22 protein-coding genes are annotated in these 22,080 nt (G+C 58.5%); 8 read left to right on the top strand and 14 right to left on the bottom strand.

Annotated features, from left to right (window positions below; all coding sequences use genetic code 11):
• The first annotated feature begins 147 nt into the window (after nucleotides 1-147).
• Nucleotides 148-1,473 (top strand): sigma-54 dependent transcriptional regulator, encoded by a 1,326-nt coding sequence (locus ACZ9BB_RS10865; RefSeq protein ID WP_476213774.1) that lies wholly within the window; start codon nucleotides 148-150, stop codon nucleotides 1,471-1,473.
• Nucleotides 1,474-1,539: 66 nt separating this feature from the next.
• On the opposite strand, the gene ACZ9BB_RS10860 is transcribed toward ACZ9BB_RS10865, so the two are convergent.
• The 9 genes from ACZ9BB_RS10860 to ACZ9BB_RS10820 all read right to left on the bottom strand — a co-directional run bounded on the left by ACZ9BB_RS10860 (nucleotide 1,540) and on the right by ACZ9BB_RS10820 (nucleotide 10,104).
• Entirely contained in the window at nucleotides 1,540-2,820 is a 1,281-nt protein-coding gene (locus ACZ9BB_RS10860) for a coiled-coil domain-containing protein (RefSeq protein WP_476213773.1), read from the bottom strand.
• Between the two features lie 46 nt (nucleotides 2,821-2,866).
• On the bottom strand, nucleotides 2,867-3,604 hold the full coding sequence (locus ACZ9BB_RS10855) for a hypothetical protein (RefSeq protein WP_476213772.1): 738 nt from the start codon (nucleotides 3,602-3,604) through the stop codon (nucleotides 2,867-2,869).
• Nucleotides 3,605-3,636: 32 nt separating this feature from the next.
• Entirely contained in the window at nucleotides 3,637-4,317 is a 681-nt protein-coding gene (locus ACZ9BB_RS10850) for a C39 family peptidase (RefSeq protein WP_476213771.1), read from the bottom strand.
• Between the two features lie 62 nt (nucleotides 4,318-4,379).
• The gene (locus ACZ9BB_RS10845; protein WP_476213770.1) at nucleotides 4,380-5,672 is read right to left on the bottom strand and encodes a heme utilization protein; all 1,293 of its coding nucleotides are present in this window, start codon (nucleotides 5,670-5,672) and stop codon (nucleotides 4,380-4,382) included.
• Nucleotides 5,673-5,724: 52 nt separating this feature from the next.
• A complete protein-coding gene (locus ACZ9BB_RS10840) occupies nucleotides 5,725-6,297 on the bottom strand; it encodes an adhesin (RefSeq protein WP_476213769.1) in 573 nt (190 codons plus the stop codon).
• Between the two features lies 1 nt (nucleotide 6,298).
• Nucleotides 6,299-6,736 carry a hypothetical protein gene (locus tag ACZ9BB_RS10835; protein ID WP_476213768.1) on the bottom strand — a complete coding sequence of 146 codons (438 nt, stop codon included), beginning with the start codon at nucleotides 6,734-6,736 and terminating at the stop codon, nucleotides 6,299-6,301.
• 419 nt (nucleotides 6,737-7,155) lie between these two features.
• The gene (locus tag ACZ9BB_RS10830; protein ID WP_476218269.1) at nucleotides 7,156-7,680 is read right to left on the bottom strand and encodes an AAA family ATPase; all 525 of its coding nucleotides are present in this window, start codon (nucleotides 7,678-7,680) and stop codon (nucleotides 7,156-7,158) included.
• On the bottom strand, nucleotides 7,677-8,240 hold the full coding sequence (gene pnuC / locus ACZ9BB_RS10825; RefSeq protein ID WP_476213767.1) for a nicotinamide riboside transporter PnuC: 564 nt from the start codon (nucleotides 8,238-8,240) through the stop codon (nucleotides 7,677-7,679). The genes ACZ9BB_RS10830 and pnuC overlap by 4 nt, the downstream gene beginning before the upstream one ends.
• Before the next feature lie 229 nt (nucleotides 8,241-8,469).
• Entirely contained in the window at nucleotides 8,470-10,104 is a 1,635-nt protein-coding gene (locus ACZ9BB_RS10820; RefSeq protein ID WP_476213766.1) for a methyl-accepting chemotaxis protein, read from the bottom strand.
• Nucleotides 10,105-10,397: 293 nt separating this feature from the next.
• Here ACZ9BB_RS10820 and ACZ9BB_RS10815 point away from each other — a divergent pair, with 293 nt between their 5' ends.
• Both ACZ9BB_RS10815 and ACZ9BB_RS10810 read left to right on the top strand, forming a co-directional pair.
• Nucleotides 10,398-11,228, top strand: a complete 831-nt coding sequence (locus ACZ9BB_RS10815) for an undecaprenyl-diphosphate phosphatase (RefSeq protein WP_476213765.1) — start codon at nucleotides 10,398-10,400, stop codon at nucleotides 11,226-11,228.
• Nucleotides 11,225-11,656: a DUF1294 domain-containing protein gene (locus ACZ9BB_RS10810; RefSeq protein WP_476213764.1), complete on the top strand. Its 432-nt coding sequence runs from the start codon at nucleotides 11,225-11,227 to the stop codon at nucleotides 11,654-11,656. Before ACZ9BB_RS10815 ends, ACZ9BB_RS10810 begins: the two co-directional genes overlap by 4 nt.
• Before the next feature lie 6 nt (nucleotides 11,657-11,662).
• Here the strand turns inward: ACZ9BB_RS10810 and ACZ9BB_RS10805 are convergent, their stop codons facing one another.
• Together ACZ9BB_RS10805 and ACZ9BB_RS10800 are read right to left on the bottom strand one after the other, a co-directional pair.
• Complete coding sequence (locus tag ACZ9BB_RS10805) at nucleotides 11,663-12,022, bottom strand: MmcQ/YjbR family DNA-binding protein (RefSeq protein WP_476213763.1); 360 nt, start codon at nucleotides 12,020-12,022, stop codon at nucleotides 11,663-11,665.
• Nucleotides 12,019-12,927: a LysR substrate-binding domain-containing protein gene (locus ACZ9BB_RS10800; protein WP_476213762.1), complete on the bottom strand. Its 909-nt coding sequence runs from the start codon at nucleotides 12,925-12,927 to the stop codon at nucleotides 12,019-12,021. Before ACZ9BB_RS10800 ends, ACZ9BB_RS10805 begins: the two co-directional genes overlap by 4 nt.
• 130 nt (nucleotides 12,928-13,057) lie before the next feature.
• Between ACZ9BB_RS10800 and ACZ9BB_RS10795 the strand changes: the two genes are divergently transcribed.
• Nucleotides 13,058-13,669 (top strand): FMN-dependent NADH-azoreductase, encoded by a 612-nt coding sequence (locus tag ACZ9BB_RS10795; protein ID WP_476213761.1) that lies wholly within the window; start codon nucleotides 13,058-13,060, stop codon nucleotides 13,667-13,669.
• Nucleotides 13,670-13,839: 170 nt separating this feature from the next.
• A complete protein-coding gene (locus tag ACZ9BB_RS10790; RefSeq protein ID WP_476213760.1) occupies nucleotides 13,840-14,877 on the top strand; it encodes an alpha/beta hydrolase family protein in 1,038 nt (345 codons plus the stop codon).
• 27 nt (nucleotides 14,878-14,904) lie between these two features.
• Here ACZ9BB_RS10790 and ACZ9BB_RS10785 read toward each other — a convergent pair whose 3' ends face one another.
• Nucleotides 14,905-16,092 carry an MFS transporter gene (locus ACZ9BB_RS10785; RefSeq protein ID WP_476213759.1) on the bottom strand — a complete coding sequence of 396 codons (1,188 nt, stop codon included), beginning with the start codon at nucleotides 16,090-16,092 and terminating at the stop codon, nucleotides 14,905-14,907.
• A 243-nt stretch (nucleotides 16,093-16,335) separates the two neighbouring features.
• Nucleotides 16,336-17,925: an ABC-F family ATPase gene (locus ACZ9BB_RS10780; RefSeq protein ID WP_476213758.1), complete on the bottom strand. Its 1,590-nt coding sequence runs from the start codon at nucleotides 17,923-17,925 to the stop codon at nucleotides 16,336-16,338.
• A 434-nt stretch (nucleotides 17,926-18,359) separates the two neighbouring features.
• Between ACZ9BB_RS10780 and lpxO the strand changes: the two genes are divergently transcribed.
• Complete coding sequence (gene lpxO, locus ACZ9BB_RS10775; protein ID WP_476213757.1) at nucleotides 18,360-19,259, top strand: lipid A hydroxylase LpxO; 900 nt, start codon at nucleotides 18,360-18,362, stop codon at nucleotides 19,257-19,259.
• 92 nt (nucleotides 19,260-19,351) lie between these two features.
• On the opposite strand, the gene ku is transcribed toward lpxO, so the two are convergent.
• Nucleotides 19,352-20,212 carry a non-homologous end joining protein Ku gene (gene ku / locus ACZ9BB_RS10770; protein WP_476213756.1) on the bottom strand — a complete coding sequence of 287 codons (861 nt, stop codon included), beginning with the start codon at nucleotides 20,210-20,212 and terminating at the stop codon, nucleotides 19,352-19,354.
• Nucleotides 20,213-20,433: 221 nt separating this feature from the next.
• Between ku and ACZ9BB_RS10765 the strand changes: the two genes are divergently transcribed.
• Together ACZ9BB_RS10765 and ACZ9BB_RS10760 are read left to right on the top strand one after the other, a co-directional pair.
• Nucleotides 20,434-20,766 (top strand): hypothetical protein, encoded by a 333-nt coding sequence (locus tag ACZ9BB_RS10765; protein ID WP_476213755.1) that lies wholly within the window; start codon nucleotides 20,434-20,436, stop codon nucleotides 20,764-20,766.
• Nucleotides 20,767-20,835: 69 nt separating this feature from the next.
• The gene (locus tag ACZ9BB_RS10760; protein WP_476213754.1) at nucleotides 20,836-21,987 is read left to right on the top strand and encodes a PQQ-dependent sugar dehydrogenase; all 1,152 of its coding nucleotides are present in this window, start codon (nucleotides 20,836-20,838) and stop codon (nucleotides 21,985-21,987) included.
• Nucleotides 21,988-22,080: the final 93 nt, after the last annotated feature.

Below are 22,080 nucleotides of genomic sequence, written 5' to 3'. Positions count from 1 at the left end.
ACCAAGTGACTTCTTATAACTAATAGGCCAACAACCCTATAAGCAATCGATACAAGCGCGCGTCAAAATTTTGCTAGTGTTACAGCGAAGCCCGCCAAATGACTGTTTTTAATAATATTTCCTAAAATTTGGCGTCAAGGAACAGTCATGATCGAAGCGCCTGCCTTACGACGTCTGTTAGTAGTAGATCCTTGCGACGATTGCCACCGTCTGCTGCCGGGTTTACGCGAAGTAGGTTGGGATGTTGACAGCTGTACCCTGGAAAACGCCGTTGAGCGAACCTGCGACGTTGGCCTGTTGCGTTTGCTGCCATTGCATCTGGAACGTCCAGACGCGGTCAAGGAACTGATCACCCGCAGCGGTACCGAGTGGATCGCGGTACTCGATCATGAAGTCCTGCGACTGCAAAATGTCGGGGATTTCGTCTGCGAATGGTTTTTTGACTTCCACACCTTGCCATTCGATGTCTCTCGGGTTCAGGTCACGCTGGGCCGGGCGTTCGGCATGGCCCGCCTGCGCGGCCAGGGCACGGTGCATATCGATCAGCCGGAGCACGAGTTGCTCGGCGAAAGCAAACCGATTCGCGAACTGCGCAAATTGCTGAGCAAACTGGCACCCACCGAATCTCCAGTGCTGATCCGCGGCGAAAGCGGGACCGGCAAGGAATTGGTGGCCCGTACCCTGCATCGACAGTCCCAGCGTCACAGTAAACCGTTCGTGGCGATTAACTGTGGCGCGATTCCCGAACACTTGATCCAGTCCGAATTGTTCGGCCATGAGAAGGGCGCTTTTACCGGCGCCCATCAGCGCAAAGTCGGGCGGATCGAAGCGGCCAACGGCGGAACCCTGTTTCTCGATGAAATAGGCGATTTGCCCCTGGAACTGCAAGCCAATTTGCTGCGCTTCCTGCAGGAAAAACACATTGAGCGGGTCGGCGGTCATCAGCCTATTGCGGTGGACGTGCGAGTATTGGCGGCGACCCACGTCGACCTCGAGGCGGCCATCGAGAAGAAACGCTTTCGCGAAGATTTGTACTACCGCCTGAACGTCCTGCAAGTGGTCACCGCGCCACTGCGTGAGCGTCATGGCGATCTATCGATGCTGGCCAACCACTTTTCCCACTTCTACAGCCATGAAACCGGCCGTCGTCCTCGCAGCTTCAGCGAGGACGCGCTGGTCGCCATGGGCAAGCATGACTGGCCGGGCAACGTCCGCGAATTGGCCAACCGGGTACGCCGTGGGCTGGTACTGGCCGAAGGACGGCAGATCGAGGCGCGAGACCTGGGGCTGATCAGTCAACACGCCTATGCCAGTCCAATGGGAACTCTGGAAGACTATAAGACCCGCGCCGAACGCCAGGCGCTGTGCGATGTGTTGAACCGGCACAGCGACAACCTGAGCGTCGCCGCCCGCGTCCTGGGCGTGTCGCGGCCGACTTTTTACCGATTGCTGCACAAGCACCAGATCCGCTAGGGCGGGTGAAACGAAAAGGCCCGCTGCGACTTCCATCGCAGCGGGCCTTTTCCATTGCCGTGAGGCTCAGAAGTAGTACGGGAATTTCAGGCTGAAGGAAAAGTCTGGCGAGTCGTCGGTCAGGCCGATGGCCAGGTTGGGAACGATCGTCAGGTTATCGGTTGCTGCCAGGGTCATGCCGATGTTGAAGTTGGCCGAGTTGTAATCACTGTTGGAAATCGATTGCCAATCGCCACCGTCCGGCTTGATCTTGCTCTTGCGGGCGAACTGATCGGTGAACGAGAACGACATACTCATCTTCTCGTTCAAGGCGAAGGCAATGCCGGCGCCGACCTGCCAGGAGTCGCCCAGTTTCACGTCCCCGGACACCTTGGAGTTGACCTGAGGGCTGATGTCGCTGAAAGAGTCTTCCATGTTGTAGGTGTAGGCCAGGCTGCCGAACAGCACGGCCGGGTCGAAGCTCTTGACCAGCGAAATACCCGGAGTGATCGACCAGACACCATTGCCGGTAGGCAAGTCCTGGGGTACCGACAGGTTGTCGTTGTTCGGGTCATTGACCAGCTTGATGCCGTAAGGGTCCTTACCAGTCGGCGCCTTGACGCGCAGTGTAAAGACCGCGTCGGGCAGATTGGGCGACTCATCCAGAAACTTGTAGGCAACGCCAACGTTCACATCGCCGATGGTCGGGTCGCGGGTAACGGTTGCGTCCGACGTCACCGGGCCTGCGCCACCGGCGCCACCGGAGGAGTACGTTGATTCGCGATACACCACGGGGACGTTAATGTCGAACTGCCAACGTTGTGCCACGTTGTAGCGGGCGGTCAGGTCCAGGGTCCAGTTATCCGCCTTGATACGGTCGAGGTTGATGTTACCGAGGAAAATCGAGTCCAGTGCCAGGAAGCCGTTGAGTACCAATGCACGGGTATCGTAGTGCGTGTAGGTCAGGCCGGTTTCGACGCTGAACTTGCCGCCACCGAAGAAGCCGCTGGCTTCGTCATACAGGTTGGAAACGCTTTGCGCAGGCTCCGAATCATCCTTGAGCGACTGGCCGTATGAACTGCCTGTGGTTCCCGGCGCACCGGCAGCCACCGTTTGGCCACTCCTGGGCGTTTGCGCAGGGGATTTGGTCAGGCGCTTGGGAGCTGGTGTCGCAGGTGATTCTTCGACTTGGCGAACGCGTTGCTCGAGTACCATCAGCGCGTTCTGTTGTGCTTCGTACCGCTGTTTCAACTCCATGAGTTCTTGTTTTAGTGCTTCGACCTGGGGGTCCGTTGCTGCATACAGCAGTGTGGACGGGGCCAGGCTACTCAAACAAACGATAGCCCTGAACATCAACGATCGGTGCATGGGTTAGCCGTCCCTTGTGACTACATCGGGTGACACTGAGCGTAGATCAGAATCCTTGAGTGCGAAGACCTTTGAGTTGATCCAGGTTGCCGTTCAGCGACCCGGCTGTCGCGTTGTCACGCAGCACGACATTGAGGGAGGTGAGGTTGCTGACCTGGTTGCCACCGCCGAGCAACGTCGTGTTCTGCATCAGCCCACCCTGGGCCAGGCGTTGTACGGTATTGCCCTGGTTGTTGTTGGCCACGATGTTGAATTGCACACCGGTACCGGTCGAGGAAACGCTCAGCGAGCCCGCGCCATTGGCGCCGACTATCGTCGAGCCTGCGGCCAATGCCTGGCCCTGCTGGTGCGTTGCTGGCGCTTGGCTAGCTTTTGTGACGTTGATTTCAACGTTGTTGTAGGCAGCATTATTGTCGCCGGCAGCACGCACCACTTGAGTGACGCCTTCGGTGCTGTTGAGGCCGCTTCCACCCGTGACGGTACCGGTGCCTTGCGAATGCGCTGAGCCATTACCTTTTTCGTCGATCATCGACACGTAGAACTGTGGCTTGATAGTCGATTGTTGAATTTGCATCGAGGACGTTGCCCCGATCACTTCACCGTTGGCATTTTGCCAAGTGCTGGTCATGACAATGCCGAAACTGATGATCCGTCCCGGCATGACATAGCGGCCTCGCAGGGTCGCCAATTCCTGATCTTTCAGTTCAATGGGTTTGAACGTCTGTGCCTGGGTCGGCAGGCTGGCGGCCAGGCAAGCCACCATTAGCCAGATTGGAGTCTTCATTGGATGCTCCGGGAGCGTCGTGCTCCTTGTCATTAGAAGAAGTCGCTTTGGATGAATCCGAAATCCATCAACTCTGCGTCTCGCACCGGGGTGAAGGTGTTGATGCGGTTCTTGGCGGTCAGTGGCATGGGTGGGTCGAGCAACGCATTGGTTTTGTCGTAACCCTGACCGATGACGGCAAAGATGATGCCGTTCCAGCCTTTTACAAAGTCGTCGACTTTGTAGCGTTTATGACCGAGTACCGGATCTCCGATATATACCCAGCCCTTATGGACTCTTTGCATGACCACAAAATGTTTGTAGCCACGGATATCCAGGAGCACCACAACCGGAATTCTGATGTCGCTCAACGTTTGCGGGGCTACCCGGTAGCCACGGGCCCGCATGCCGATACTTTCCACGTAACGCTTCATGTCGAGCATGGAGAAGCCCTGGACGCGGACAAGATCCTGGTCGGAGTGTGCCAGCATGCCTTCGATGATCTGTTCTTCATTCACGTCCAGCCAATAGGCTTGGCGCAATATGGTCGCCAGCGCCGCTGCGCCGCAACTGAAGTCGGTTTTCTGTTGCACCAGGTCGGCAAATTTACGCTCGCGCATGCTCTGGATCGGCTTATACACCACCGCACCGCCCGGCAGGACGGAAAGCGGCATTTGTGCCGCCTCGCTGACACTGGCCACGCAAAGCAAAAATGCCAAGGCGATAATGCGCATGGTAGGACGCCCTCTGGTTGTGTTGAAAAAGGCCCCCGTAAGGGGGCCTCCAGAGACAGCCATTAGAACGAGTTGTTGGAAATGGCCAGCGAGTTGCTTTGTTGGTTACCCACACCGGCAGCCACGTTGACGCCCAGGTTGCCACTGCCACCATTAACCGAACCGTTCAGGGTTGCAGTGTTGGTCACAGGGTTTGCCCAGCCAGTTGGAGTCAGCACTTGATAGGAATAGGTGTTGCTCAAATCAAAGGAACTGCTCTCACTGAACGTTTTCGATTTGTCGTATGAAGATTCGGAGTCTTTACTGCCCGATTTTTCGAACGAGGAGTCGGACGAGTTCTCCCACGACTTATCGAACGATCTTTGGAACGAGGAATTGCTCGATCTATTGCGCGATGCGTCGAGGGATGCATCGATCGATGCGGTAAGTGATGCGTCGAAAGTATCGGTGCGGGTGCGTTCGCGACGGCCATCATCCCGAGTAACGGTCCTGGTGGCATTCGCAGCAGCGTCCACGGCAGCGTTCAAAGACGCACTGAGAGTAGAGCTGCTATCCGAGCTTCTGGAGCCGCTCACATCAACGCTCTTGGAACCACTCGCATTAGAACTCCTGGAACCACTCACATCGAAGCTCGAAGAAGCGCTTTTATTTACGCTCAAATCGGAAGACTTATCGCGAGAGAAACTACCGCTGGCCGTTGTGGTAACGGTTATCGTATCCAGGCGGGTCGTCCGATCGGCGTAGTTATTCACGACCAGGCCAGGGCCCTGTTGATCGGCAGAGGCGGTGGCTGTCGCATTACCGAGCGGGGCATTGGTGTTGGCAATTGCCATGGTGTTTTTCTGCTGGTTAAGATCGCCGCCAGCAATGTTGATCCCCATATTACCGCTGCCGCCATTACCCGACCCGCCCATCACGGCCGAGGCTGTGCTGCCGAAGTTGTTGACCTTGTTATTGTTGCTGTATTGCGTGACGTCGGCGGTGGCTGTGGCCGTGCCGAACACGAAGCTGTTATCGAGACTGGAGTTTGAGGCAGCGTTTGCGATGGCGGACGCGTTGTCTTGCTGGTTGCCGTTGCCTGCAGCCACGTTGACGCCGACGTTGCCGCTGGCGCCTGTGGCAGAGCTGTTCATCTCGGCTTCGTTGACAGTCCCTTCATTATGGATGCGGTTACCGGTACTGCTCTGGTTATCCCACGCATTGGCAGTCGCATAGATAGGGATCTTTGTTGGAGGAGGGGTGTGATGGTCATTGTGGTGGCCATCACGCCAATCGTTTTGCCCAGCTTGTACAGCAACAGCCATGACCGCAGCAATTGCGAAAACCAGAGGCTTGAGTGCCATCGAAGGTTTCATGGTGATTCTCCGTACTTATTTTAGGTTAAGTGTTGTTTCCTACCTGTTTGGGTCAGTCCGTGACCCGTACGCTCAGGGTGTTGGCCGTTCGGTTTCCCACCCCGGCGCTCTGATTCAACTGGATCACCCCACGGCTACCGGTGAAGGCCTGATCGCTGGTAGCGACCTGGCGATAGCCTGGTGCAGAGTCAGTTGGATCGGAGTTGGTGATCAGCGTCACGTTCTGCTGCATGAGGACGCTGTCGTCGATACTTTGTGGCTGTGTGCCGATGCTTATCCGCAGGGCATTGGCTTGCTGGTTGCTGGCGCCCGCGCTCTGGTTGACGCCCAGTACGCCGTTGTCGTGGCTGAAGGAGTCGCCTTGAATGCTGGATCGAGCATCGACCCTCGGGTCGACCTGCGTACGCAGCCGCTGGCGAATCTGTGTGGTAGCACTGGCGTTGTTGCCAATGGCGATGGCCCGGGCGTTGGCCTGTTGCTGTTGATCGCCCGCCGCCTGATTGACTGAGAGGTTGCCCTGGTGCTGCATGCCCGAAGCGTCGATTTCGGCGTTATCGATGACGGGAGATTGGGCAAAGGTCGATGCACTGCAAAACATGGTGATCAGCAGCAGCGTACGATTCATCTTAACGGTCTCCCGTTACGACTCTCAGAGCACCCAGGCCTTGCTGGATGTTTGAATTGACCATGTTGGCAATACCGTTTCCCGAATTTCCTGAACGTCCGGCGGGGAGGTTGGAAAGCTGGGTCTGGTTGCTGATATTGCCACCCAGGTTATTGGTGTTTTGATTGACCAGGCGGGAGATGCCTGCGCCACTGGCGACGCTGGCAAAGTCGCCGTCGCTCAGCTCGTTCGTTTGCCTGAGGACTTGTTTGGACGGGTTGGCATTGGCGGTCGTGGGGCTAGGATCGGGAATCACCGGCGCACGCGTTGCCATGCGCGGTTGGACATCACGTTTGATAATGATGATGCCGTTGTCCGCCTGAACCGGCAGGCTGATGCTTGAGCCCAGCGCGCATCCAAGCAGCAGGAGGCGCGTCAAACCTTTATAAAAAGTCCCCACGGCGGCAATTCCTTCTTTGTTGTGGGCTGGCCCTAGTCAGCGTTAAGAAGGAGAGAGCGAAAGCTGTGCCGGTTCTTGATTGTTGTTTTGATTCAGCAGCTTATCGCGCAAGGCTGGAGGGTCGATGATTGAGTTGTTTCAGGCCTGAGACAAACCACCAGGGGGTCAACCTGATAATGGATTGCAAAACCATGGATCCAAGGGGATTGCGCCGTGATGTATCAGCGCTTTAACACAAGCATGACAAGATAATGAACAGTGCTGAAACGGGCTGTTCGAGAGGAGAAACATGTATCAGAAACGGACGTACTTGCAGGGATATTCCTGGGCCAAACCGTTAAGCAATTTCAGCAGCGACGCACTCTTTGTAGCAGCTGCCGAGCCTGCGAGGCTGCTGCTACATGGGAATATCGGCCCGATCAGTGCCCGAGCAGAAGCGTAACGGCTTGCAATGCCTGAGCCCGGCGTTGCGCCCAGTCGCCCTGAAGCACTTGAACAGGCTGTCGATATTGCTCCAGCCACGCCAGGGTCGCGTTGAAAAAAGCCCGACGTTCATCCAGTTCCGGCTGGCAACGCTGGCCATCATCAGTCCAGTCGACTTGTTCGGGAGACAGCAACAAGTGCAAGTCATAACGCCGAGCCAGCAGCGCCTGCTCGAGCCACGCCGGGCAATCGCCGAACAAGGTTTGGCTCCAGAGCATGTTGCTCAGCAAGTGCGTGTCGAGAATCAGCAGCGGCGGCGCAAGGGCGCGGGCCTCATCTTCCCATTGCAGCTGACCGCGGGCGATTTCGGGGATATCGGCCAGGCACGTGTCCCGCGCCTTCTGCTCGATGAACCAGCGCACGTATTCGCCCACCAGCACACCGCCGAACTGCTGTTGCAGTTCGCCAGACAACCAGCTCTTGCCGCTGGATTCGGGGCCTGTGAGTACCAGCACTTTCATGCGCGTAATGCCGGGTCGGCGCGCCATGTCCGCCAGCCTTGCACGGCCAGCAACGCGAATACCCCATAGAGGCCGGCGGTCAGGTACAACTCTTTATAGAGGAACAGGCCGACGAAGATCACGTCCAGCGCGATCCACAGCGGCCAGCATTGCAGACGCTTTTGTGCCATCCACAACTGCGCCACCAGGCTGAAACCGGTCAACGCCGCATCGAGCCAGGGCTGGGCGGCATCGGTCCAGTGAGCCATTGCGCCCCCCAGCAGCAGGCTGCCGACCGCGCCCACGGCCAGGCCGAGCGCGACGGATTTGCCATCGAGCTGGCTGACCTGCCGCCCGTCATGCGTTGCCCCCGCGTGAGTCCACTGCCACCAGCCATAGAGTTGCAACGCGGCATAGATCACTTGCAGCAGCATGTCCGAATACAGCTTCACCTCGAAAAAGATCCAGCTATACAACAGCACCATGACCAGACCGATCGGCCAGCACCAAGGGTTCTGTTTGACCGTCAACCAGACGGCAATCACGCCGAGGGCGGCGGCAAACAGTTCGAGCCCGGACATGGAGGTTCCTTAGGGAAGACGAAGAGGGGGCGGATTGTAGCGGCAGGCGCTGCCAAGTAGAACCGGCTTGCGCGGTCCGGTGTAGCAGCTGCCGAGCATGCGAGGCTGCGTTCGGCGGCGAAGCCGTCGCAAGTTCTGCGCGCGCGGTATACCTGAAACACCGCGCCGCCTGATTTCACGACTGCTGCGCAGCCGAACGCAGGCTGCGCCAGTTGCTACAGGAGTGCTCTCAAACCCGAAACTGCTTCAGCAATCCATTCAACTGTTCGCTCAGTTCCTTGAGGTGAACACTGGCCACGCTCGATTGTTCGGCCGCCAGTGCCGTGCTGTGGGACAAGCCGGCGGCCTGGGTGACGTTCTGATTGATGTCTTCCACCACATGCGCCTGCTGCAAGGTCGCGCTGGCAATCGAGGCGTTCAACCCGTTGAGGTTGCGCAGGGCCTGGCCGATGGCATTCAGGCTGGCGCCGGCCAGGCCGGCCTGCTCGATGGTCAGTTGCGAAGCACGGCTGCTGTCGCCAATCACCTTGACCGCCGCTTCGGAATGGCTTTGCAGGCGCTCGATCATCGACTGGATTTCTGCCGTGGACTTCTGGGTGCGCTGGGCCAGCAGGCGCACTTCGTCGGCAACCACCGCAAACCCCCGACCTTGCTCGCCAGCCCGGGCGGCTTCGATCGCCGCGTTGAGGGCCAGCAGGTTGGTTTGCTCGGCGATGGAGCGGATCACCTCGAGGACACTACCGATTTGCGTGCTTTCGGTGGCGAGCGTGCGAATCACTTCGACCGCTTGATCGATGGTCGAAGACAGCTTGTCGATCTGCTGCAAGCTGCCATCGATATTGACCTGTCCCTGCTGCGCCTCAGACTCGGCATTGCGCATTTCGCTGGCGGCGTGCTCGGCGTTTTTCGCTACGTCCTGCACGCCGTAAGTCACTTCGTTGATCGCGGTCGCCACCAGTTCCATCTGTTGCGACTGCTGCTGGCTGCGTTGCTGGGCCTGCGCGGCATCGTTGCCCAGTTCGCTGGAAGACTGGCCCAATGCGCTGGCGGACACCTGCAACTGACCGATCACCAGGCGCAGTTTGGCGGTAAAGGCATTGAAGTGCCGCGCCAGTTGCGTGACTTCGTCCTGGCCATGGGTATCGAGGCTGCGGGTCAGGTCGCTTTCACCACTGGCGATGTTGGCCATGGCGTTCACGGTTTCCTGCAACGGGCGCACGATGCTGCGGGCAATCATGATCACCAGCAACGCCATGATCAGGGCAATCACCAGACCCACGAGAGAGGCTTTCCAGACCTGAGCATAAAACTCGGCCTGCATGTCATCGATGTACACACCCGAACCAATCACCCAACCCCAGGGCTCGAACAGTTTGACGTACGAGGTTTTTTCCACCGGTGCGCTGGCGCCCGGTTTCGGCCAGCGGTAGTCGACCATGCCGGCGCCCTTTGCCTTGGCGATGGCGACCATCTCGTTGAACAGCGCAAAACCGTCCGGGTCGCGGATGCTCGAGAGATTCTGGCCTTCGAGTTTCGGATTGGTCGGGTGCATGACCATCACGGGCGTCAGATCGTTGATCCAGAAATAGTCATTCTGGTCGTAGCGCAAACCACGCACGGCGGTCAGCGCCTGCTGTTGCGCGGCGGCGCGGGTGAGGGTGCCGGCGGTTTCCAGGCCGTGGTAGTAGGTCAGGATGCCACTGGCGGTCTGTACCACGTGCTGGGTCTTCTGGGCTTTGGCGTGATAGAGGTCGTCGTGGATCTGCTTGAGCATCAACGCGCCCAACGTCAACAGCATCACCACGGCCACGATCAAGATAAGCCACAAGCGTCGGCTGATCGACACACTGCGTAAGCTGTTCATAACGCTGTTACTCCGTTTTCTTGTTCTTGTCATAAACGATCGCCAGCATCCAACCACACTTTGCCGATCGGGCCTATGCGACTCAGGTCCTATTACGTGGCAGCGTAAATGAGGCGTGTCTGATAGGATTTCGGCCCCGCACGGAAAAACCTGAATCCAGGTTGATTTTTCACAGAGTTTTTACGGTTTTTGTGGATATTGTGCGCGCGGGGCTTTAGCCAAGGCTGATGGCGTTTAACGCTTTACAAATTATTAACGGAGCATGCCTGGGGGCATTGTTTCTTGGGGGATTGATGGATCTTTGGACGGCCTTTCAGGCATTGATTTTAGGCGTTGTAGAAGGGCTGACTGAGTTCTTGCCCATTTCCAGCACCGGGCACCAGATCATTGTGGCGGACTTGCTCAATTTTGGGGGCGAGCGGGCCATGGCCTTCAACATTATTATCCAGCTCGGGGCGATCCTGGCGGTGGTCTGGGAGTTTCGCCGCAAGATCTTCGACGTGGTCATTGGTTTGCCGACGCAGCCCAGCGCTCGACGCTTTACCGCGAACCTGTTGATCGCCTTCTTGCCGGCAGTGGTGTTGGGGGTGATTTTTGCCGATCTGATCCACAAGTACCTGTTCAACCCGATTACCGTGGCCACTGCGTTGGTCGTGGGCGGGGTCGTCATGTTGTGGGCCGAACGCCGTCAGCATGAAGTGCATGCCGAGAGCGTCGACGACATCACCTGGAAAGATGCCTTGAAAGTCGGTTTTGCCCAATGCCTGGCGATGATCCCCGGGACCTCGCGTTCCGGCTCGACGATCATCGGCGGTTTGCTGTTCGGGTTGTCGCGCAAGACGGCCACCGAGTTTTCGTTCTTCCTCGCCATGCCGACCATGGTCGGTGCCGCAGTGTATTCGGGCTACAAATACCGCAGTCTGTTTGTACCGGCTGATTTTCCGGTGTTCGCCATTGGCTTCGTGACGGCGTTCATCTTTGCGATGATCGCCGTGCGGGGCTTGCTCAAATTCATCGCCAGCCACAGCTATGCGGCGTTCGCCTGGTATCGCATCGCATTCGGTCTGGTGATCCTGGCCACTTGGCAATTCGGCTGGGTCGACTGGACAGCGGTCAATCCATGAGCGATTCCAGTGCGCGCAACAATAACCCCGGACGCAAGTCCGGGGGCGCCATGCAGAACCTGCGGCTGAAACTGCTGGTATTCGTTGTGTTGTGCGCAGTGCCGTTGTTTGGCTCGGTGTCGCTATGGCTGCACGGGGTGTCGGTGATTCCCCTGGCGGCCTACGGCATCGTCAGCGTGCTGGCGTTTTTCCTGTACTGGAGCGACAAACACAAGGCCCGCGCCGACAGTTGGCGCACGCCGGAGAACGTCTTGCACGCGGTGGAGCTGGCGGGCGGTTGGCCGGGTGCCTTGCTGGCCCAGCAAGTGTTTCGGCACAAGACCCGCAAAGTCTCGTTTCAGTTGGTGTTCTGGCTCATCGTGCTGATGCATCAGGTGTTCTGGATCGACCAGCTGTTTCTGGGCGCTAACCTGTTTGCGCTGCTTTAAAACACTTTAAAGCAGCAAACCGACCTGTGTGCGCTTGGGCAACTTGCTCACCACCAGTTGGTGGGAGCGTTGCAGCAAACCTTGCAGTTCTTCGCTGCCCAGCGGGTAGGGCGTTTCCATGATGATCCATTGCGCCCGGGCCAGATACGGCGCCGGGTGAATGCCCGGCCGGTCGCAATGGCCCAGGAACAGGTCCTTGTCGACCTTGAAGGCCAGGGACTGTCCCCGCAGGTTCTGCAAGGCGAACATCTTGTTCCCGGCAATCGAAAACACCCGCACGCCACCCCACTTGTAGTCCTCCCGCGCACCGGGCAGCGCCAGGCAGAATTGCGCGACATCCTCTTCGCTCATTGGTCTTGCCTTCATAACAATCGGTCCCCACAGGCATTGAATGATTCGATCAAATGGTCGATCCAGGCGCGTACCGCCGGCATCACCCCGCGTCGATGAGGGTAGACCGCTTGCAGCCAGCCGCCCGGCAATGACCAGTCGGGCAGCAATTGTACCAGCGAGCCGTTTTCCAGCTCCTGCTCGCAGTACATCATCGGCAGCACGGTGAAACCCAGCCCGGCCAGCGTACAAGCCTTGCGCACGATAAAGTCATCGATCCCCAATCGGGCTTCGAACGTCATGTCACAGGCCTTGCCATGCTGGTCAAGCATGCGCAGATGCACCAGCCGATCAGCTTCCAGGGCGCCCAGTATCGGTACGTTTTTCAAGTCGTCGGGGGTCTTGATCTGCCGTTCACGAAGAAACTCCGGACTGGCGACCATAACGGTCTGCGCCTGCCGTAAACGGCGGGTGACCAGCAACGGATCTTCATCCCCCAGATCCCGCACTCTCAAGGCAACGTCGACGCCCTCGGTCACCAGATCTACCCGACGGTTGAGCAGCATCATCTCCAGTTGAACCTGCGGGAATTTCTCCAGAAAGTTGCTGATCACCCCCGGCAGCATTTGGTGGGCCAACCCGACGGGGCAGGAAACCCGCAGCCGCCCCCGGGGTTCGCTGGACATGCTGGCCACCGCTTCGTCGGCCATCTCGGCTTCCAGCAGCATCGCCTGACAGTGCCGTAGATAGCGTTCGCCCACGGCGGTCAGGTTGAGTTGGCGGGTAGTGCGTTGCAGCAGGCGCGCGCCCAGGCGCTCTTCCAGTTCGGCGATGCGTCGCGACAACCGGGACTTGGGAATCCCCAGTAAACGCCCAGCCGCCGCGAAACCGCCGGCGTCGACCACCTTGGCGAAGTAATAGAGGTCGTTGAGGTCTTGCATGATTGAAATCCGATTGTTCTATCAGTGAGACGAACTATCGCATTATTGCCGGCTAATCAGCTATTGGTTTCGTCGGTAGGATTGTTTCCATCAGATCGCCGGGTGGCGATCCTCACCTTGGAGATCCCACATGAAATTACTGCATATCGATTCGAGCATTCTGGGTGACAACTCGGCTTCCCGTCAGTTGAGTGGCGAAGTCGTCAAAGCCTGGCAAGCTGCCGAGCCTGGCGTTGCCGTGACTTACCGCGACCTGGCCGCCGATGCCATCAGCCATTTCTCCGCCACCACCCTGGTTGCCGCCGGTACCGCCGCTGAGCTGCGCAACGCCGCGCAACAACACGAAGCAGAGTTGAGCGCGCAGACCCTGGCCGAATTCCTCGCCGCCGATGCCGTCGTGATTGCAGCGCCAATGTACAACTTCACCGTTCCGACCCAACTCAAGGCCTGGATCGACCGCATTGCCGTGGCTGGCCAGACTTTCCGCTACACCGAAGCCGGCCCTGAAGGGCTGTGCGGTGGCAAGAAAGTAGTCATCGTTTCGACGTCTGGCGGTTTGCACGTTGGCCAACCAACCGGCACTGCTCACGAAGACTACTTGAAGGTGCTGTTTGGCTTCCTCGGCATCACCGACATCGAGTTCGTCCGCGCCCATGGCCTGGCCTACGGTGATGAAGTGCGCACTAAAGCCATGAGCGACGCCCAGGCGCACATCAGCGAGCAATTGTTCGCTGCCGCGTAAGGCTTGCGTAAAGTCGTAAACAAGCTCGGGCAATACCCCTGAAACTCTGTATTCTGGTCATCGTGATGGCCAGGTACGGAGTTTTTTGTTTCTGGCGATTATCAGTTTCTGGCCCAGGTTATGCAGTCCAGGGTTAATATCTGCGGTCAGGTAACAAGGTGGGGCATCCCATGGCGCGTCTTTGTGCAACGCTACTGATTTGCCTGCTCGGCAGCCTGAATTCAGTGCACGCCGCGCCTGCGCCGCATCCTCACTGGAGCGTCGGCTTCCATGAAATGACGTTCCTCGATCCGCTGGACTTGCAGCCGATGCGCGCCATCGCCTTTTATCCGTCCAGCGAGAGGGAGCATTCCAGCAAGCTCGAGGGCTACACGGTCGAAGCCGGTGAAGACACCAAAATCGCCATCGGACGCTTCCCGATGCTGATGCTGTCCCACGGCAACACCGGAACCCCGCTGGCCCTGCACGACCTCGCTACTTCCCTGGCGCGCAAAGGCTTCGTGGTGGTGGCGGTGATCCATCCCGGTGACAACTCCAGGGACCACAGCCGCCTCGGCACCTTGAGCAACCTTTACGGCAGGCCGATCCAGATTTCCGAAGCCATCAGCGCGACTTTGGCCGACCGCATGCTCGCGCCCTTCGTCAATGCCGATCAGGTGGGGGTGATTGGCTATTCGGCGGGCGGCGAAACCGCGTTGATCCTGTCCGGTGCCACTCCGGACCTGGATCGTCTGCGCCGGTATTGCCAGGAACGCCCGGATGATCACGATGCCTGCAACACTCAGGGCGAACTGATCGTCGACCGTGATGATTTGCAGCCCGTAGCAGACCCGCGAGTGCATGCCTTGCTGTTGATGGCGCCGTTGAGTCTGAAGTTCGGCCGCCATACCCTGGCTGACGTGCATGTGCCGGTGCTGCTGTACAGCGGCGATGGCGACAAATTGGTGGCGTTCGACAAAAATGCCGCGGCGCTGGCGCGCAAACTGCCGACCGCACCGGATTTCAAATTGCTGGCCGGGGCAGGGCACTTTGTGTTCCTGGCGCCGTGCAACGAAGAACAGATCGCCGCCATGCCGGCGCTGTGCACCGATGCCGACGGCGTCGACCGCAAGGACATACACCGCAACCTGATCTCCGAAGCCGGACGGTTCTTTTCCCATGCCCTGGGCAAACCGAGCCGGGCCGGCATGCAAACTGCCGATCAATAAAACAACACAAACCTACAGTGGAGCGGGTTAATCCATCGCCCGGCGTTTCAGGAACAAGGTCAAACCAAGTCCGGTCACCGACAACAACGCCGCGCTAAAGAAAATCCACGAATACCCCAGGTTCAGCGCCACTGCGCCCATCAGCGGCCCGGCAATCGCCAGCGCCAGATCGAAAAACACTGCATAAGCACTCAATCCCGCCCCGCGACTGGTGTTGGGTACTTGCTTGATCGCTTCCACCCCCAGCGCCGGATACACCAGCGACAGGCCGAACCCGGTCAGGCCTGCGCCGATCAAGGCGTAAACGGTCGAGGGCGCCAGCCACAGCAACGCCAGCCCCACGGTTTCAATGCACATGCAGGCAATGGCCGAGGTGAAGCCGCCGAAACGGCTGATGCTGGAAATGAACAACAGCCGCGCCAGAATGAAACAGACCCCGAATACCGTCAGGCAGTAAGCCGCGCCGGTCCAGCCTCGGTTGACGTAATACAGAGTAATGAAAGTGGTGAGCGTGCCGTAGCCGATGGACGCCAGGCTCAGGCTCGCGCCGAAGGGCGCAATGCGCCCGAACACTGCCCAGAACGGCAGACGCTCGCCGCGAATCACCGGTACCGAGGTTTTTTTGCGGATCAACAGCAGTGTCAACAGGGCCAGTAACGACAGCGAGATCCCGAGGCTGGCGAACCCCAGTTCAGCGACCATCACCACGCCCAGCGGCGCGCCAATAGCAATGGCGCCGTAAGAGGCGATCCCGTTCCAGGAAATCGACTGCGCTGCGTGTTCGGCACCGACCTGGCCCAAGCACCAACTGACGGTGCCGACTGCGATCAAACCTTGGGCAATCCCCAGCAACAACCGACCGGCGATCAGGATGATCAGGCTCAGCAATGGGAGACTCTGCAGCAGGGCCGACAGCAGCGTCAGCACGCCGCTCAACACAATCCCCGACAACCCGTAAACAATCGCCCGCTTGGTGCCGACGCTATCCGACAGGCGCCCGGCCATGGGGCGGCTGAGCAGGGTAGCCAGGTATTGGGAACCAATAGTCAGCCCCGCCACAATGGCACTGAACCCCAATTGTTCATGGACATACCCCGGCAATACGGCAATCGGCAGACCGATGCAGAGGAAGGCAATAAAGGTATAGAAAACGATGGAAACGATCTGCAAGGTGATCGCCATGGAGCTTTGCGGGGGCAGTTGCTGCACAGACATGAGAGCTCGTTCGCGGGCGGCGGTAAGAGAACTGCATCATGGCGCGGGTGGAGCGTAAAAGGAAGCAGGCTAACTATGTTGGCCTTTGAGTTTTGCTGCGTTATCGAGGGCCTCTTCGCGGGCAAGCCTCGCTCCTGCATTAGGTTATGCGCGAGGGTGTCGGCACCAAAGCATCCCTTGGCCCTGAAATGCAAAAAGCCCCGTCACCAGGACGGGGCTTTCCATTTGCAGCCTGAAGCCGCCTTACATCAACACACCCTGACTACGTAGGTAGTCATCATAGGTGCCGCTGAAGTCGATCACGCCATCGGCGCTCAACTCGATGATGCGGGTGGCCAGGGACGATACGAACTCACGGTCGTGGCTGACGAAGATCAGCGTACCCGGGTAGTTCTCCAGCGCCAGGTTCAGCGCCTCGATGGATTCCATGTCCAAGTGGTTGGTCGGTTCATCCATGACCAGCACGTTCGGTTTTTGCAGGATCAGCTTGCCGAACAGCATGCGACCTTGCTCACCACCGGAGATGACCTTGACCGACTTGAGGATCTCGTCGTTGGAGAACAGCATGCGGCCGAGGGTGCCGCGAACCAATTGCTCGCCGCCCTGGGTCCATTGGCCCATCCAGTCGAACAGGTTGCAGTCGTCTTCGAAGTCGTGCGCGTGGTCCTGGGCGTAGTAGCCCAGTTCGGCGGCGTCGGTCCATTTCACGGTGCCGGCGTCCGGGGTCAGTTCGTTGACCAGGGTGCGCAGCAGGGTGGTTTTACCGATACCGTTCGGGCCGATGATCGCCACGCGCTCGCCGGCTTCAACGGTGAAACTGAAGTCCTTGAACAGGGTCTTGCCGTCGAAGCCTTTGGCCATGCGCTCGACGATGACCGCCTGGCGGTGCAGCTTTTTGGTCTGTTCGAAACGAATGAACGGGCTGACACGGCTCGAAGGCTTGACCTCGGCCAGCTGGATCTTGTCGATCTGCTTGGCGCGGGAAGTAGCCTGCTTGGCTTTCGAGGCGTTGGCCGAGAAGCGGCTGACGAACGATTGTAGTTCCGAGATCTGCGCTTTCTTCTTGGCGTTGTCCGACAGCAGTTGCTCGCGGGACTGGGTTGCCACGGTCATGTACTCGTCGTAGTTGCCCGGGAACAGACGCAGCTCACCGTAGTCCAGGTCAGCCATGTGGGTGCACACGCTGTTCAGGAAGTGACGGTCGTGAGAGATGATGATCATCAGGCTGGAACGCTGGGTCAGAATGTTTTCCAGCCAGCGAATGGTGTTGATGTCCAAGTGGTTGGTCGGTTCGTCGAGCAACAGCACTTCAGGGTCGGAGAACAGTGCCTGCGCCAGCAACACGCGCAGTTTCCAGCCCGGCGACACTTCGCTCATCGGGCCGAAGTGCTGCTCGATGCCGATACCCAGGCCCAGCAACAGCTCACCGGCACGGGATTCGGCGGTATAGCCGTCCATTTCGGCGAATTCGGTTTCCAGCTCGGCCACGGCCATGCCGTCTTCTTCGGTCATTTCCGGCAGCGAGTAGATGCGGTCGCGCTCGGCCTTGACCTTCCACAGCTCTTCGTGGCCCATGATCACAGTGTCGATCACGGTGAATTCTTCGTAGGCGAACTGGTCCTGGCGCAATTTACCCAGACGTACGTTCGGCTCGAGCATGACCTGGCCACCGGATGGCTCGAGGTCGCCACCGAGGATTTTCATGAAGGTCGACTTGCCGCAACCGTTGGCGCCGATCAGGCCGTAGCGGTTGCCCGCGCCGAATTTGACCGAAACGTTTTCGAATAGCGGCTTGGCGCCGAACTGCATCGTGATGTTAGCTGTAGAAATCAAAGGTTTATCCTGCGGAGCATTCAGAGTAGCTAGGGTTGCGGCAGTACCAATTAAGTACCCATTTGCGCCAATGCCGACCACGGGAAATACATCCCGGTCAGAAGCGGAAGGTCCATCTGGCAATAAGTGGACAGCAGCATGTGGAGCGCTTGGCCCGAGTCTAAGTGCGCTGAGGCGGGGTTTATCCCGTCATCAACCAAGGGGGCGCGTAATGTTTGGCGGCGATTGTACTGGTCTGGCTCTTTAAACGATAGGGCGTTAAGGCCGCACGGGCATTTTGGCGGTATCAGTGGACACATTTTCACAGTTGAAGGTTAACTATTGGTTACAAACTGTGGCTAAAATGCCATCTTTCGAACCATGCCAAGCATCGGCATGGCTCAAGAACGCGCCATCGGGACGCAGTTTGCTCATTCTGACGTGTGACGATTTCCGTGAAACTCATCATTGCCGCTGTTTACGTTTTATCCATCGCTTATGTCCATTTGCGTGGTCGGGTGCGTCATAAGCTGGGCCGTCAACTGAGTGACCATTCGACGTTTCTGGCACCGATCAATTGCTTCCTTTATCTATTCTCGAAAATCCCCAACAAGCCTTATCTCAACCCGGCGGACTTTCCCGACCTGAGCCCCTTGCAGGCTCATTGGGAAGAGATTCGCGCCGAAGGGCAGAATCTGCTCAAGGCCGGGGAGATCAAGCGCTCGGATCAGTACGACGACGTTGGTTTCAACTCGTTTTTCAAGAGCGGCTGGAAGCGCTTCTACCTCAAGTGGTATGGCGACAGTCATCCTTCGGCCGCAAAACTCTGCCCGCGCACGACTGAGCTGGTGCAAAGCATCGGCTCGATCAAGGCGGCGATGTTCGCCGAACTGCCACCGGGTTCGAAACTGGTCCGTCACCGCGATCCGTATGCCGGTTCGTACCGTTATCACCTGGGGCTGGAAACGCCGAACGATGCCGGTTGCTACATTAACGTCGACGGCGAGAACTACTATTGGCGCGACGGCGAAGCGGTGATGTTCGATGAGACCTTCATTCATTACGCCGAAAACACCACGGCGCAGAACCGCATCATCCTGTTCTGCGACGTCGAGCGGCCGATGAAGTATCGCTGGGCGGCGGCGTTCAACCGCTGGTTCAGCCGTACGGTGATGGCGGCGGCGGGTGCGCCGAACGATGCCGGCGACAAGACCGGCGCTATCAACCGCTTGTTTGCCAGAATCTACAAGGTTCGCCTGCGCGGCAAAGCGCTCAAGAAGCGTAACCGCACTCGCTATTACCTGGAAAAATGGGCTGTGTTCGGTGGGTTGCTGGTGATTTTTGTTTTGATTTGAGTTTTGCGTTGCGGCGAATGACGCCATCGCGGGCTTGCCCGCGAAAAGGTCGGTACTTTCACCAAATAACTGATAACTACTCCCGAGATCAGTCAGCCACGAGAATGCTTCGTGGCTTTTTTGTCTGTGCTCGTTTTGGCTTTTGCCGCGGATTTTACGGCGTTCCTACCACCCAGGCTGCGTTTGAGCAGTTCAGTCAAATCGATAACATCCGCAGTCTTGCGTTCCTCTTCGCCCGTAACGGTTTCGACGGTTTCGATCTTGCCTTCATTCGCCTTCTTCTCGACCAGCGCCATGATCTTTTCTTCAAAACCGTCGCGGTACTCCTCAGGTGTCCAGTCGGCACTCATGTCCTCCACCAGCCGTTTAGCCATTTCCAGCTCTCCTTTGGCCAGGTCCGGCTTGGTCACGTCACTGCCCAGCTCCAGTTGATCGAGGCTACGAACCTCGGCGGGCCAGCGCAGCATCACCAGCACCATGGCTGATTCCAGCGGCATGACGGCCGCCAAGTGCTGGCGGGTATGCAAGACAACGCGGGCCAGGGCGACCTTGTTGGTTTTACTGAGGGTTTCGCGCAGCAGTGCATACACCTTGCCACCGCGTTTATCCGGCGCCAGGTAGTAGGGCGTGTCGATGTTTTGCAGGGGGATCTGCTCGCTGTCGACAAAGGCAAAAATATCGATGGTTTGGGTCGACAGCGGATGGGCCGAGCGAATCTCCTCTTCGCTGAGCACCACGTAACGGCCCTTTTCGTACTCGACCCCTTTGACGATGTGCGCTTGGGTGACTTCCTTGCCGGTGACCTTGTTGACGCGTTTGTAACCCACCGGGTCCATGCTGCGGCTGTCGAGCCAGTTGAAATCGATTCCTTGGGAAGACGTCGCCGAGACCAGCGCCACCGGGATATGCACCAGACCGAAACTGATTGCGCCTTTCCAGATTGCCCGTGCCATCGCCGTGTTCTCGTCAGTTGATTGATGTTCAGGTGACCTGCGGCCAAGGGCAAAAGTTTCAGTCGGCTGCGGCCCCGTTCTGCGGGCGGATCGGCGGTGTAGTCAACTCGTGTTACATCTTCTGAAAGAGGTTTTAGTTAACAAATCCGAACCCCGGGCGTAGCGTGCTATCGAAGGCTCTGTTCACCCACTAAGCGTTGCACCCAACGTAGAGAGGCCCCATGAACCGATTTGTGCTCGGCGTCACCGCACTGGTATTGAGCGGCGTGATCAGCCATTTGCCTCAGGCCGACGCTGCGCCGTTGCTGCTCGCCCAGAACCTGCCGGGCAGCGCCAATAACAATCCTTACAACAGCCCGATCCGCCGGGCCAACCCCAACAGCATGCAAGGCACGCGCCCCGGCATCCCGGTGATCCGTGGGCCGAGCACGGCGCCTGTGCCACGAGCGCCGACCCTGGAAAATGGTGGCATTGGCAACCGCTATCCGCAGGACCGACCGGCCTCGAGCGCCAGCCCACCGAAATTTGTGCCCAACCCTCCGCCCCGCGACTAGGACAGCAGCAACCGTTGAACGGCAGGACAGAGGTCTTGCCAGCCATCTTGACGACAAAAGGAATCGTGCATGTTGCGTAAAACGCTTCTCGCCACACTCTGTGCCAGCGCGCTGATCACCGCAGCCGCGCCCGTTTTCGCGACGCCAGCCCAGGAATTTAAAAGTGAGCAGGGCACCCTGGAGGTCACGCCGATTATCACGGGGCTGGAACATCCCTGGGCCCTGGCATTTCTGCCCGACCGCCAAGGGATGCTGGTGACCGAACGGCCCGGCAACTTGCGGGTGATCAGCGCTGACGGCAAACGCTCGGATCCACTCAGTGGGGTGCCTCAGGTCTGGGCCAAGGGGCAGGGCGGATTGCTCGATGTGGCGTTATCGCCCGATTTCAAGCAAGACCGCATGATCTACCTGTCTTACGCCGAAGGCGGGGGTGAGGGCGGCAAGGCCGGTACGGCGGTCGGTCGCGGACGGTTGTCCGAAGACCTGAAGGCCATCAAGGATTTCAACGTGATCTTCCGTCAGGCGCCCAAACTCTCGGTCGGCAATCACTTCGGCTCGCGGCTGGTGTTCGATCGCGACGGTTATCTGTTTATTACCCTGGGCGAGAATAACGATCGGCCCACGGCGCAAGACCTCGACAAGCTGCAAGGCAAGATCGTGCGGATTTATCCGGACGGCAAGGTGCCGAAGGACAACCCCTTCGTCGGGCAAAAAGACGTTCGCCCGGAAATCTGGTCCTACGGCCATCGCAACCCCCAGGGCGCGGCGCTCAACCCCTGGAGCGGCACGCTGTGGGAAAACGAGCACGGCCCCCAAGGCGGTGACGAGATCAACATCATCGAACGAGGCAAGAACTACGGCTGGCCGCTGGCAACCCACGGCATCAACTATTCCGGCCTGCCGATTCCGGAAGCCAAGGGCAAGACCGCCGAAGGCACCGTGGGCCCGAACCATGTCTGGGAAAAATCCCCCGGTCTCAGCGGCATGGCCTTTTACGACGGCGACCGCTTCAAGGCCTGGCAGCACAACGTGTTTATCGGGGCGCTGGTGGGTCAGGAGCTTATCCGCCTGCAGTTCGATGGCGATAAAGTCGTTCACGAAGAGCGGTTGTTGGGTGAGCTCAACAAACGGATTCGCGATGTGCGGCAGGGGCCGGATGGGTATCTGTATGTACTGACCGATGAAGATGATGGGGTGCTGTACAAAGTTGGCCTGAAGTAACGCACAAGTCCTGTGGCGAGGGAGCTTGCTCCCGTTCGAGTGCGAAGCAGTCGATTGCATGGGGGCGCTTCGCTCCCCAGCGGGAGCAAGCTC

This window comes from Pseudomonas sp. TE3552 (assembly GCF_056278945.1).
This window is presented reverse-complemented; position numbering and strand designations above follow the sequence as displayed.